This is a genomic window from Aminobacter niigataensis (assembly GCF_946995915.1).
GTDB classification, from domain to species: Bacteria; Pseudomonadota; Alphaproteobacteria; order Rhizobiales; family Rhizobiaceae; genus Aminobacter; species Aminobacter niigataensis.
In genome coordinates, this window is record NZ_OX341517.1 from 4,263,368 (window position 1) to 4,275,941 (window position 12,574).

Annotated in this window: 9 protein-coding genes and 1 tRNA gene; 6 read left to right on the forward strand and 4 right to left on the reverse strand. The window is 64.4% G+C overall.

The window, feature by feature from the left end; genetic code table 11:
* Window position 1: 1 nt before the first annotated feature.
* A complete protein-coding gene (locus tag O1Y97_RS20840; protein WP_318762231.1) occupies window positions 2–730 on the reverse strand; it encodes an SDR family NAD(P)-dependent oxidoreductase in 729 nt (242 codons plus the stop codon).
* Window positions 727–1,890, reverse strand: a complete 1,164-nt coding sequence (locus tag O1Y97_RS20845) for an acetyl-CoA acetyltransferase (RefSeq protein WP_318762232.1) — start codon at window positions 1,888–1,890, stop codon at window positions 727–729. The genes O1Y97_RS20840 and O1Y97_RS20845 overlap by 4 nt, the downstream gene beginning before the upstream one ends.
* A 181-nt stretch (window positions 1,891–2,071) precedes the next feature.
* Between O1Y97_RS20845 and betI the strand changes: the two genes are divergently transcribed.
* The 5 genes from betI to betB are packed head-to-tail and all read left to right on the forward strand — an operon-like array spanning window position 2,072 to window position 8,347.
* Window positions 2,072–2,665, forward strand: a complete 594-nt coding sequence (gene betI / locus O1Y97_RS20850; protein WP_108608852.1) for a transcriptional regulator BetI — start codon at window positions 2,072–2,074, stop codon at window positions 2,663–2,665.
* The gene (betC, locus tag O1Y97_RS20855) at window positions 2,662–4,188 is read left to right on the forward strand and encodes a choline-sulfatase (protein ID WP_318762233.1); all 1,527 of its coding nucleotides are present in this window, start codon (window positions 2,662–2,664) and stop codon (window positions 4,186–4,188) included. The genes betI and betC overlap by 4 nt, the downstream gene beginning before the upstream one ends.
* Window positions 4,185–5,186: a threonine/serine dehydratase gene (locus O1Y97_RS20860; protein WP_318762234.1), complete on the forward strand. Its 1,002-nt coding sequence runs from the start codon at window positions 4,185–4,187 to the stop codon at window positions 5,184–5,186. Before betC ends, O1Y97_RS20860 begins: the two co-directional genes overlap by 4 nt.
* Entirely contained in the window at window positions 5,179–6,831 is a 1,653-nt protein-coding gene (betA, locus tag O1Y97_RS20865; protein ID WP_108608855.1) for a choline dehydrogenase, read from the forward strand. Before O1Y97_RS20860 ends, betA begins: the two co-directional genes overlap by 8 nt.
* A 52-nt stretch (window positions 6,832–6,883) precedes the next feature.
* Complete coding sequence (gene betB / locus O1Y97_RS20870) at window positions 6,884–8,347, forward strand: betaine-aldehyde dehydrogenase (protein WP_318762235.1); 1,464 nt, start codon at window positions 6,884–6,886, stop codon at window positions 8,345–8,347.
* A 60-nt stretch (window positions 8,348–8,407) separates the two neighbouring features.
* Here betB and O1Y97_RS20875 read toward each other — a convergent pair whose 3' ends face one another.
* The gene (locus O1Y97_RS20875) at window positions 8,408–10,648 is read right to left on the reverse strand and encodes a mannose-1-phosphate guanylyltransferase/mannose-6-phosphate isomerase (RefSeq protein WP_318762236.1); all 2,241 of its coding nucleotides are present in this window, start codon (window positions 10,646–10,648) and stop codon (window positions 8,408–8,410) included.
* A 9-nt stretch (window positions 10,649–10,657) separates the two neighbouring features.
* Window positions 10,658–12,178 carry a phosphomannomutase/phosphoglucomutase gene (locus O1Y97_RS20880; RefSeq protein WP_318762237.1) on the reverse strand — a complete coding sequence of 507 codons (1,521 nt, stop codon included), beginning with the start codon at window positions 12,176–12,178 and terminating at the stop codon, window positions 10,658–10,660.
* Window positions 12,179–12,384: 206 nt separating this feature from the next.
* Between O1Y97_RS20880 and O1Y97_RS20885 the strand changes: the two genes are divergently transcribed.
* Window positions 12,385–12,461, forward strand: a tRNA-Pro gene (locus O1Y97_RS20885).
* Window positions 12,462–12,574 lie beyond the last annotated feature (113 nt).

Here is a 12,574-nt window from a genome sequence, read left to right on the forward strand (position 1 = left end):
GTCATGATCTGTTCCCCGATAACCCACCGGCGAGAAATCCGCCATCCACCGCGAGCGTGTGACCATTGATGTAGCTGGCTTCCGGCGAAAGCAGGAAAGCAGCGGCGGCGGCAATTTCATCCGGCTCAGCACCACGGCCTTGCGGCACATGATGGGCTGCGATGCCGCCATTGCTTGCAGCATCCACGTCCGCAGGCCCGGCGGCGATGGCATTCACGCGCACGCCCCGGCCGGCATACTCCAGCGCCAGCACTTCCGACATGAGCTTGAGCCCTGCCTGCGACGCGGCGACGGCCAATTGCCCATGATGGGCCCGAAGGCCCGCCACGGTCCCGATGCTGACGATGGACAGCGAGGCGCCCATCCGCTCCAGCGCTGCCCGCGCGGCGATGAAGGGGGCAACGAGGTTGACGTCGAGCGCTTCCCGCAACATCTCGGCGCTGGTGTCCTCGATGGCGGCACTGCGGGCGAAACTCGCCATCGAGACAAGCCCGCCGATAAGACCAAGCCGGTCCACAACCTGGTCGAACGCCTCGGCGATGTCATCCTCGTCGGTCGGGTCGCATTCGATGAACACGACCTCGTCGTTGTCGATCTGGTCCTCGGCCGCCTCGAGCGCGCCGCCGTCGTCATCGATCACCGCCACCGGCCATCCGTCCGATATCAGACGTTCGGCCACTGCAAGGCCGACGCCCGACGCACCGCCGATAACAACGGCGGAATGCCTCATCTGATGCGGTCCAGGATCGACACGTAGTTGGCGACCGCGGCACCGCCCATGTTGAAGATACCGCCGAGCTTGGCGTCCTTGACCTGGATGCCGCCAGCCTCGCCCGCAAGCTGCATGGCGGTCAACACATGCATCGAGACACCGGTTGCGCCGATCGGATGGCCCTTCGACTTGAGACCGCCGGAGGGATTGACCGGCAGGCGGCCGTCCTTGGCGGTGATGCCTTCCATGGCGATGCGGGCGCCCTCGCCGCGCGGTGCCAGGCCCATGGCCTCGTATTCGATCAGCTCGGCGATGGTGAAGCAGTCATGCGTCTCGACGAAGGAGAGGTCGTCGAGCGAAATGCCGGCCGACTTCAGCGCCTTGTTCCACGCCACCTCGCAGCCTTCGAACTGCAGGATGTCGCGCTTCGACATCGGCAGGAAGTCCTGCACATGCTCGTTGGCGCGGAAGGCGATCGCCCGGCGCATCTTCAGCGCAGTCGTGCTGTCCGTCAGCACCAGGGCTGCAGCCCCGTCCGAAACCAGCGAACAGTCGGTACGCTTCAACGGTCCAGCGACGAACGGGTTCTTCTCGCTCTCCTGGCGACAGAAGTCGAAGCCGAAATCCTTGCGCAACTGGGCATAAGGATTGTCGACGCCGTTCTTGTGGTTCTTGGCGGCGATCATCGCCAGCGCGTCCGACTGGTCGCCGTAGCGCTGGAAATAGGCGTGGGCGATCTTGCCGAACACACCGGCAAAACCGGCCGGGGTGTCGCCGTCTTCGGGCAGATAGGAGGCGCGCAGCAGGTTCTTGCCGATTTCGGGTCCAGGCGTCGTGGTCATCTGCTCGGCGCCGACCACAAGCACGATGCGCTGGCCGGCGTTCACCGCGCGGATGCCCTGGCGCACCGCTGCCGAACCCGTGGCGCAGGCATTCTCGACGCGCGTCGCCGGCTTGAAGCGCAGGCGGTCGTCGGCCTGCAGCACAAGGCTCGCGGTGAAATCCTGGGCGGAAAAGCCGGCGTTGAAGTGGCCAAGCACGATCTCGTCGACGTCGTCAGGCCCGACGCCGGCATGCGCCAGCGCCTCGGTGGCAACCTGCGTAATCAGGCTTTCCAGCGTCTCGCCTTCCAGCTTGCCGAAGCGCGAATGCGCCCAGCCCACGATGCATGCGGTCATCTTCGTCTCCATCGCCAGTTCTATGTTGCGCCATTTGCCGGGCGATTCCAACGCCCTTCAATTCCGTTCAAATATGAACAGTTTTCATCAGCTTTCAATGGCGCATTCGAGACGAAATGCGCCGTGTTTTTTATTGATTGATGCGTCAATAAAAAATAGCTTGGCCGCTGGAGGAGCTTGTATGCCCAAGGTCGGAATGGAGCCGCTGCGCCGCAGGGCGCTGATCGACGCGACGATCTCGGCGATCGGCGAGCGCGGCAGCCTTGATGTGACCATGTCGGAGATCGCGGGCCGCGCCGGCGTGTCTTCCGCCCTCGCCCACCACTATTTCGGCGCCAAGGAAGACCTGCTCGCCGCCACCATGCGGCATCTCCTGTCCGAGTTGCTGACCGACACCACCGCGGCACTGCGCGTTGCCGAGACCCCGCGTGCACGCGTGTCGGCCGTCATCTCGGTCAATTTCTCCGACAAGCAGTTCCGCGCCGCAACCATCGCCGCCTGGCTTGCCTTCTACGTCGAGGCGCAGAAGTCGCCGGGTCTGCGCCGCCTGCTGCGGATCTACGCCCATCGCCTTCATTCGAACCTGATGAGCGGCCTTGCGCGCCTGCTACCACGCGCGGACGCCGAGCACGTCGCCGAGGCGACAGCAGCGATGATCGACGGGCTCTACATTCGCCGGGCCCTGCGCGACGGCATCCCCAATGCCGCTTCGGCGATCGCGCTGGTCGAGGACTATCTGGAAACCAAGCTGTCGCAGGCGGCCCGCGCACGATGACCAGCAAGCCAAACATCGTCATCGTCATGGTCGACCAGCTGGCCGGAACGTTCTTCCCCGACGGCCCCGCCGACTTCCTGCACGCCCCGCATCTCAAGGCGCTGGCGGCGCGGTCGGCGCGCTTCAAAAACAACTACACCGCCTCGCCGCTCTGCGCGCCCGGCCGTGCCGCCTTCATGAGTGGACAGTTGCCATCCCGCACCGGGGTCTACGACAACGCTGCCGAATTCACTTCCTCCATCCCGACCTTCGCCCACCACCTGCGTGCCGCCGGCTACCACACCGTGCTGTCAGGCAAGATGCATTTCGTCGGCCCGGACCAGTTGCACGGCTTCGAGGAGCGCCTGACGACCGACATCTATCCCGCCGATTTCGGCTGGACGCCGGACTACCGCAAGCCGGGTGAGCGCATCGACTGGTGGTATCACAATCTCGGCTCGGTCACCGGCGCCGGCACGGCCGAGATCACCAACCAGATGGAGTATGACGACGAGGTCGCTTTCCTAGCGACCCAGAAGCTCTACGACTTCGCCCGCACCTCTGATCAGGCCGAGCGTCGCCCGTGGTGCCTCACCGTCTCGTTCACTCACCCGCACGACCCCTATGTCGCGCGGCGCCAATATTGGGACCTCTACGAGGATAGCCCTGCCCTCGATCCCGAGGTCGGCTTCATCCCGACCGAGCAACAGGACCCGCATTCGCAGCGCCTCTATCTCGCCAGCGACTATGCCAGCTTCGACATCACGCTCGAGCAGGTGCGCCGCTCGCGCCGCGGCTACTTCGCCAACATCTCCTACATCGACGACAAGGTCGGCGAATTGCTGTCGGTGCTCGAGCGCACGCGCATGCTCGATGACACGGTCATCCTGTTCTGCTCCGACCACGGCGACATGCTAGGCGAGCGCGGCCTGTGGTTCAAGATGTGCTTCTACGAGGGCTCGGCGCGCGTGCCGCTGATGATATCAGGCATGGGCCTGCCCGCCGGACTGATCGAGGCGCCGACCTCCAATCTCGATGTGCTGCCGACGCTGTGCGACCTCGTCGGCATCGACCTTTCGGCCATCATGCCCTGGAGCGACGGACAGTCGCTTCTGCCGCTGATGCGCGGCGAACAGCGAACCGCCCCCGTGCTCATGGAATATGCCGCCGAGGGTTCCTATTGCCCGCTGGTCGCCATCCGCGACGGCCGTTTCAAGTTCGTCCATTGCGAGATCGACCCGCCGCAACTGTTTGATCTGGAATCGGATCCGCAGGAGCTCGACAACCTCGCCGCAGACCCTGCTCATGCTGATCTGGTGGCCGACTTCGTGGCCAAGGTCCACGCTCGCTGGGACATGGCCTCTTTCGATGCAGCCGTGCGCGAAAGCCAGGCGCGCCGCTGGGTGATCTATCCCGCGCTGCGCAACGGCGCCTACTATCCGTGGGATTTCCAGCCGCTGCAGAAAGCATCCGAGCGCTACATGCGCAACCACATGGACCTGAACGTGCTCGAAGAGAGCAAGCGTTTCCCGAGAGGCGAATGATGACGACAACAGTCCCCACCCTGGACAGGCTCCGCCAGGCCTATGCCGAAACATCGCGTGCGACGCAGCTGACGCCCCTGCTCGAATCCGCTGCGCTGGCCCGCCAGACCGGCGCGGCGCGCGTCTTCGTCAAGGCGGAGTCGCTGCAATGGGCAGGCTCGTTCAAGGCGCGCGGCGCCTACTGGCGGCTCAAGCAGCTCACAGCTGACGAGGCGCGGCGCGGCGTGGTTGCCTATTCGTCCGGCAACTTCGCCCAGGGCCTTGCCGCCGCCGGCCAGGCGCTCGGCATTCCCGTCACCATCGTCATGCCGATCGATGTGCCTGCAGCCAAGCGCGAGGCGACCAAGGGTTACGGCGCCCGCGTGGTGCTGACCGACCATGGCGACCGCGCCCGCGAAGAAGTCGCCGCCGCCAAGGCGCGCGAAATCTCGGACACCGAGGGCCTCGCCTTGCTCCATCCCTTCGACGACCCCGAAATCGTCGCCGGCCAGGCCGGTGCCGGGCTCGAAGCGCTCGACCAACTGGCGGCGAAACGTGTTGCGGCCGACATCGTGCTCTGCCCGGTCGGCGGCGGTGGACTCATTGGCGGCGTCTCGCTCGCCTTCCACTACCTGTCGCCATCAACACAGGTGTTCGCGGTGGAACCGGAAGGCTTCAACGGCATGGGCTCGTCGCTCGCCCATGGCGCGATCGAAACCATGCCGCTGGGTCCGAAATCGATCTGCGACGGCCTGATGGCACGCAAGCCGGGCGAAGCACCTTATGCCGCGGTCACGACGACCAATGTGCGCGGACTGACTGTCGAGGACGCAGCCGTCCGCAGTGCGATGAAGGTAGCGTTCGAGCGCCTGAAGCTCGTGCTCGAGCCCTCGGGCGCCTCGTCGCTGGCGGCACTTCTGGGAGGAAAGGTCGACGTAGCCGGCAAGACCGTGCTCGTCGTCGCAACCGGCGGCAACGTCTCGCTCGCCGATTTCATGGTTCATGTGAACAATGCTTGAAGCAGATTTCGTAATCGTCGGCTCCGGCTCCGCCGGCTCGGCCATGGCCTATCGCCTGTCGGAGGACGGCAAGCACTCGGTGATCGTCATCGAGTATGGCGGCACCGACTTCGGCCCCCTGATCCAGATGCCGTCCGCGCTGTCGATCCCCCTCAACATGAGCCGCTACGACTGGGGCTATTCCAGCGAACCTGAGCTGCATCTCGGCGGGCGCACGCTGGCGACCCCGCGAGGCAAGGTGCTCGGCGGCTCTTCTTCGATCAACGGCATGGTCTACGTTCGCGGCCACGCCCGCGACTTCGACCACTGGGCCGAACAGGGTGCGTCCGGCTGGGGCTATGCCGACGTGCTGCCCTACTTCAAGCGCATGGAGCATTCGAACGGCGGCGAGGACGGCTGGCGCGGCACTTCGGGTCCGCTCAACGTGCAGCGTGGCCCGCGCAGGAACCCGCTCTATCAGGCCTTCGTCGAAGCAGGCCAGCAGGCCGGCTTCGAGCTCACCGACGACTACAATGGCTCCAAGCAGGAAGGCTTCGGGGCCATGGAGCAGACCATCCATGGCGGGCGCCGCTGGTCGGTCGCCAACGCCTATCTGCGTCCGGCGCTGAAACGCGGAAATGTCCGTGTCGTCAATGGCTTCGCCCGGCGCGTGGTGATCGAGAATCAACGCGCCGTCGGCGTCGAGATCGAAGCGCGCAGGAAGGTCCAGGTCGTCAAGGCGCGGCGTGAGGTGATCGTCGCTGCGTCCTCGATCAATTCGCCGAAACTGCTGATGCTGTCGGGCATCGGCCCCGCCGAGCACCTGAAGCAACACGGCATATCCGTCGTGGCCGACCGGCGTGGCGTCGGCCAGAATCTTCAGGACCACATGGAGCTCTACATCCAGCAGGAAGCGACCCAGCCGATCACCCTGCATTCGGTCTTCAACCCGTTTTCCAAGGCGCTGATCGGGGCAGAATGGCTGCTGTTCAAGACCGGGCTTGGCGCCACCAACCATTTCGAGGCGGCGGCCTTCGTGCGCTCGAAAGCCGGTGTCGACTATCCCGACATCCAGTTCCACTTCCTTCCGGCAGCCGTGCGCTACGACGGCAAGGCAGCTGCCAAGTCTCACGGCTTCCAGGCGCATGTCGGGCCGATGCGCTCGAAGTCGCGCGGCGCGATCACCCTGCGCTCGAGCGACCCGTGGGCCAAGCCGGAGATCCGCTTCAACTACATGTCGCATCCCGACGACTGGGAGGACTTCCGGCACTGCATCCGCCTCACCCGCGAGATTTTCGCGCAATCGGCCTTCGATCCATTCCGCGGCAATGAGATTTCGCCGGGCAGCCAGGTTCAGACCGACGACGAACTCGACGCCTTCATCCGCGAGCATTCGGAAAGCGCCTACCACCCCTGCGGCACCTGCCGCATGGGCCGCGCCGACGACCCCACGAGCGTGGTCGACCCCGAATGCCGGGTGATCGGCGTCGAGGGGCTGCGCGTCGCCGACTCCTCGATCTTCCCGCGCGTGACCAACGGCAACCTTAACGGCCCGTCGATCATGACGGGCGAGAAGGCCGCCGACCACATCCTAGGCCGTACGCCGCTTGCGCCGTCGAACCAGGAGCCATGGATCAATCCGCGCTGGCAGGTCTCGGACAGATAGAGCATCATCCGGCCAACAGGCCAGACACTGAAAATACAACTGGAGCAAACGCATGCGCGCCCAGCCCAAAGCCTCGCATTATGTCAACGGCCGCTATATCGACGACGAGCGTGGGGCATCGATCCCGGTCATCTATCCGGCCACCGGCGAAGCGGTCGCCTCGCTGCACTCGGCCACAGCCAACGTCGTGGAGCTGGCCGTCGAGGCCGCACGCGAGGCCCAGCCGGCGTGGGCGCGGCTGAAGCCTGTCGAGCGCGGCCGCATCCTGCGCCGCGCCTCTGACATCCTGCGCGCCCGCAACGAGGAACTGTCGCGGCTGGAGACGCTCGACACCGGCAAGGCGATCCAGGAGACGCTTGTCGCCGACGCAGCATCCGCCGCTGACTGCCTCGAATTCTTCGCCGGCGCGATCGCCGCCTTCAACGGCGACTATGTCGATCTCGGCGGCCCCTTCGCCTACACCAAGCGCGAAGCGCTCGGCGTCTGCGTCGGCATCGGCGCCTGGAACTACCCCATCCAGATCGCTGGATGGAAGTCGGCGCCTGCGCTGGCCATGGGCAACGCCATGGTGTTCAAACCCTCCGAGAACACGCCCCTTTCCGCTCTTGCGCTGGCCGAAATCTACACCGAGGCCGGCCTGCCCGACGGGCTGTTCAACGTGGTCCAGGGCTATGGCGACGTCGGCGCTGCCCTCGCCGCGCATCCTGTCGTTGACAAGATTTCGCTCACCGGCTCGGTGCCCACGGGCAAGAAAGTGCTGGCGCTCGCCGGCTCGCACATGAAGCACGCCACGATGGAACTCGGCGGCAAGTCGCCGATCATCGTCTTCGACGACGCCGACCTCGAAAACGCCATCGGCGGCGCCATGCTGGGTAATTTCTATTCGACCGGCCAGGTCTGCTCCAACGGCACCCGCGTCTTTGTCCAGAAAGGCCTGCACGACCGTTTCGTCGAACGCCTGGTCGAGCGCACCAAGGCGATCCGTATCGGCGATCCGCTCGATCCCGAAACCCAGATGGGCCCGCTGGTCAGCAAGGCCCAGCAAGACAAGGTTTTGGACTACATCGCCATCGGCAAAAGCGAGGGTGCCGAACTGCGCTGCGGCGGCGGCACGCCTTCGCTCCAGGGCTTCGAGGGCGGCTTCTTCGTCGAGCCGGCCGTGTTCAGCGGCGTCACCGATAACATGCGCATCGCCCGCGAAGAAATCTTCGGCCCGGTCATGAGCGTGCTGTCCTTCGACAGCGAGGAAGAGGCAATCGCGCGCGCCAACGACACCGAGTTCGGCCTCGCAGCCGGCGTGTTCACAAAGGACATCACGCGTGGCCACCGCGTCATCGGCGAACTCAAGGCCGGCACCTGCTGGATCAACGCCTACAATTTGACGCCGGTCGAAATTCCCTTCGGCGGCGCCAGGCAATCTGGCATCGGACGCGAGAATTCGCTCGCCGCGCTCCAGCACTATTCCCAGCTCAAATCGGTCTATGTCGAGACCGGCGACGTCGCGAGCCCCTACTGATCTCGGCCAACGCCCAACAAACAAAAAGCCGGCCAATTGGCCGGCTTTTTGTAAGGCGTCTCAGTGGACGACGTCCTCGGTCTTGTCGAGATATTGCGTCAGCGCCGTCACCAGGTGGTAGAAGATGCTCGCCGGCACCTCCTTGGCCAGCGAACGGCCGTGCTCGTCGATCTGGTCGATCCACAAGCCTTGCGGCGCGGGGTCTATATGCCAGCGAAATAGGCGGCCGACGCGCGCCTCGATCTCCGGCTTGAGGTCGGGACCGCCCGTGCCGTCGAGCGCCACCGCGGCCTTGATGGCTTCGGTCTGCGGCCAGCTGCGCGAGACGCGGTCCAGGGGCAGGCCCTGGCGGGAGACCGCGCCATAGGCCAATCCGGTGGCGCGGTTGAGCCCGTTAGCGACCGCCGAGGCGTAAAGCTTGCGCCCGAAGGCAACCAGGTCCTTCTGGCCGCTCTTGTCGGCAAAGTCGACCAGCAGCGAGGCCCATTCGAAATGATGACCGGGTTCGGTCCACTGGCCTTTTTCGCCAGCGGCAGGATGCCAGTCGCGGTCGAAGAACTCGCCGAGCGTCCAGCTGTCCAACTCGAAGAAGTGGCTGCGGAACAGGTCGATGATGCGGGCAGCCCGGCGCAGATAGACACGGTCGCCCGTCACCGCGTGCCAGGCTAGAAAAGCCTCAAGCAGGTGCATATGCGGGTTCGAGCGCCGGACACCCTCCCCATCGGGGCTTTCCATGAAGCCCGTCATGCGCTCGTCCTCGAGGTGCTTGTCGAGGAAAGCGAATGTTTCGGTGGCCAGGCTCAGCGCTTCGGCGTTGCCCGAGCGATGGGCGTGCGCCAGCGCCAGTAGCACGCAGGCGTGGTCGTAGGCATCCTCTACCGGATCGACGACACTGCCATCGGGGTTGAGCGCACGAACCCAGCCGCCGCGGTCGGTGCGGCCCTTGTCGGCCATGAAGCGTATGCCATGGTCGATCAGCGCATCGGCCCTGCCGTCCCAGCCACGCTGCTTGGCAACTGCAAAGGCATAGACCTGGCGCGCCATGGTGCGCATGCGCTTCGGTTTCGCCAGCGGCCTTGCGTCGAAGCCCAGGGCCTCGTGAAAACCGCCGAACTGCTCATCCACCCCCGCCGTAGACCACAGCGGCAGCGTCTCCTCCATCAGCCAGTGCTGCACCCGCCGGCGCCAGGCGCCATTGGAGAGCACCCGGCCATGCGCCGGCGTGAACTTGGTCTCCAGCCGCCCGCTCTTTTCAAGCTGCTCGACGATCTTCTTGACGTTCTGGCTGTGGCTGACAGGCGCGACGAAGGTTGCGTCCGACGTCGAGACGATGGCGACGTCCTTGAGGCCGATGGCTGAGAGCAGCCGCCCCTCGCCGCGCAGGTAGGAATTCTCGCAGTCGATGGCGACGACGTCGCCGACGATGACGTTGCCGTCCTTGTCGGAGGGGCTGACATCGAGCAGCGATTGCCATGAGCCGAGATCGTTCCAGCGGAAGCTCGCAGGCACCATGGCGATGCCGCTGACGCGCTCCATGATGGCGTAGTCGATCGAGTTGGACGGTATGTCCTGATACAGATCCAGCGGCATGTAGACGCCTGATAGGTCGATCGTAGCTGACTTGAACGCCGCCTCTGCCTTCTGCCAGATTTCGGGCTGGTGCTTGAGGAAGGCATCGCGCATGGCGCTCGCCTTGAACAGGAAAATACCGGCATTCCAGAAGAAGTTGCCGGCTGCGAGATAGGCCTCGGCGGTCTTGAGGTCCGGCTTCTCGACGAAGCGGGTGACGTCGGAAATGCCACCGGCTTCCACGCCGGCCTCGATATAGCCATAGCCCGTCTCTGGCGCAGTCGGGCGAATGCCGAAAACGACCATGCGGCCGGCCGATGCAGCCGGCACGCCGTGCTCGACGGTGTCCCAGAACTGGCGTTGCGTCGAAATCTCGTGGTCCGACGGAACGACCAATACGATGCCGTCGCCGTAGTCCTTGAGCGTCTGCAGTGTTGCGATTGCCACGGCGGCTGCCGTGTTGCGTCCGGTCGGCTCGAAGATCGCCCCGCCGCCGGAAAGGTCGATTGCGGCAAGGTCGGCACGCACGCGCGCGGCATGGCGCTCGGACGCGATCAGATAGATCGGCGTTTCGCCCACATCGCGCGCGGCGAGCCGCTTCAGCGTCTTGACCAGCATCGAGCCGTCGCCCGACAGGTCGTGGAACTGCTTGGGGTTGTCCTCGCGCGACAGCGGCCAGAGCCTGGAGCCGACGCCGCCGCTCATGACAAAACTGACGATTCTCTCAGCCATGCCCACTCCTCAGAATGTCTGGTTGTAGGCGCCGACAGACGGATTGCGCCGTAAAACGGCGTCGACGCCCTCAAACATCTCACGCCGCCTTTCGGACGATACCGGGCTTTCCACCACCACGACCAATTCCGGCTTGTTGGAGGAAGCGCGAACCAGCCCCCAGGTGCCATCCTCGGCCACCACGCGCACGCCGTTGACGGTGATCAGGTCGATGATCTTCTGGCCCGCGAAAATTTCGCCATTACGCTGCATCGCCTCGAAATCGGCGACGACCTTGTCGACGACGCCGTATTTCAGCTCGTCATCGCAATGCGGCGACATGGTCGGCGTGCCATAGGTCAGCGGCAGCGCCCGGTAGAGATCGGCCATCGACTTGCCGGGGTTGCGGTCGAGCATCTGGCACACGGCAATTGCGGTGACGATGCCGTCGTCATAGCCACGGCCGATCGGCGGATTGAAGAAGAAATGGCCTGATTTCTCGAAGCCGGCGATAGCGCCCAACTCGGCAACCCGGCGCTTGAGATAGGAATGGCCGGTCTTCCAGTAGTCCGTCCTGGCGCCATTGGCAGCCAGCACCTTGTCGGTGTTGAACAGGCCGGTCGACTTCACATCGACGACGAAGGTGGAATTCGGATACAGCGCCGAGATATCGCGCGCGAGCATCACGCCGACCTTGTCGGCGAAAATCTCGTTGCCTTCGTTGTCGACGACGCCGCAGCGGTCGCCATCGCCATCAAAGCCCAGCCCGACGTCGGCGCCGGTCTCCAGAACCTTGTCGCGGATGGCATGCAGCATCTGCATGTCCTCGGGGTTGGGATTGTAGCGCGGGAAAGTATGATCCAGCTCGACGTCGAGCGGAATGACCTCGCAGCCGATCCGTTCCAGTGCTTCGGGTGCAAATGCGCCCGCAGTGCCATTGCCGCAGGCGGCAACGACCCGGAGCTTGCGGGTGATCCGTTTTCCGGCGACGAGATCGTCGAGATAGGTCCTGCGGAAATCCGAGACGAATTCGTAGGAGCCGCCACCGACCAGCTCGAACTCGCCGTTGAGCACGATTTCCTTGAGCGCCGTCATTTCGTCTGGCCCAAAGGTCAGCGGCCGCTGCGCGCCCATCTTCACGCCCGTCCAGCCGTTTTCGTTGTGGGAGGCGGTCACCATCGCGACGGAAGGAGTGTCGAGCGCGAACTGGGCGAAATAAGCCATGGGCGAAAGCGCCAGCCCGATGTCCTTGACCCGTGCGCCCGCTGCCATCATCCCGGAAACCAGCGCCAGCTTGATGGCCATCGAATAGGAGCGGAAGTCATGGCCGGTGACGATGTCGGGGCCTGCGCCCAAGCGACGAATCAACGTGCCGATACCCATGCCGAGCGCCTGCACGCCTATCAGGTTGAGTTCCGGCTCCTTGGGCGAACTTGGATGCCCGAACCACCAGCGCGCGTCGTATTCGCGGAAACCCGTCGGTTTTACCAGCGCGCGCGTCTCGAATTCGAACGTATTGGGCGCCACGTGGCCGACTGGCTTGATGTTCACAACGTCACTCCGGGCATTCGCAAGATTTACGAACCGATTGTTTTCCGAACGGTTTATCGCAAGATTGGAGCACTGTCCTCACCTGCGGCACAGGAACAAAGCCAAAAAAGCTCAATAAGATAACTCGCTTGCGAAAAATTACGCCAGCCAATCCTTTGGCGCTTGCAGGAAGCAGAAGCGGCGGCTATAAGCCCGCCGACTGGTCACGGAGTGTAGCGCAGCCTGGTAGCGCACATCGTTCGGGACGATGGGGTCGCAGGTTCAAATCCTGCCACTCCGACCAGAAAAATCCCGACATCTCAATCCATTAGGCTTTGGCGGCGCTCCGGCGCTGGCTCATGCGCTCTACAACCGGACGCCCTCCCGTTGCTGCTGCGGGCCGATCATTGCAAGTAA

Coding starts and splice junctions, on each gene's coding strand:
- betI (WP_108608852.1), top strand. CDS start 2,072: ATGCCCAAGGTCGGAATGGAGCCGCTGCGCCGCAGGGCGCTGATCGAC.
- betC (WP_318762233.1), top strand. CDS start 2,662: ATGACCAGCAAGCCAAACATCGTCATCGTCATGGTCGACCAGCTGGCC.
- betB (WP_318762235.1), top strand. CDS start 6,884: ATGCGCGCCCAGCCCAAAGCCTCGCATTATGTCAACGGCCGCTATATC.
- O1Y97_RS20840 (WP_318762231.1), bottom strand. CDS start 730: ATGAGGCATTCCGCCGTTGTTATCGGCGGTGCGTCGGGCGTCGGCCTT.
- O1Y97_RS20875 (WP_318762236.1), bottom strand. CDS start 10,648: ATGGCTGAGAGAATCGTCAGTTTTGTCATGAGCGGCGGCGTCGGCTCC.
- O1Y97_RS20860 (WP_318762234.1), top strand. CDS start 4,185: ATGATGACGACAACAGTCCCCACCCTGGACAGGCTCCGCCAGGCCTAT.
- betA (WP_108608855.1), top strand. CDS start 5,179: ATGCTTGAAGCAGATTTCGTAATCGTCGGCTCCGGCTCCGCCGGCTCG.
- O1Y97_RS20845 (WP_318762232.1), bottom strand. CDS start 1,890: ATGACCGCATGCATCGTGGGCTGGGCGCATTCGCGCTTCGGCAAGCTG.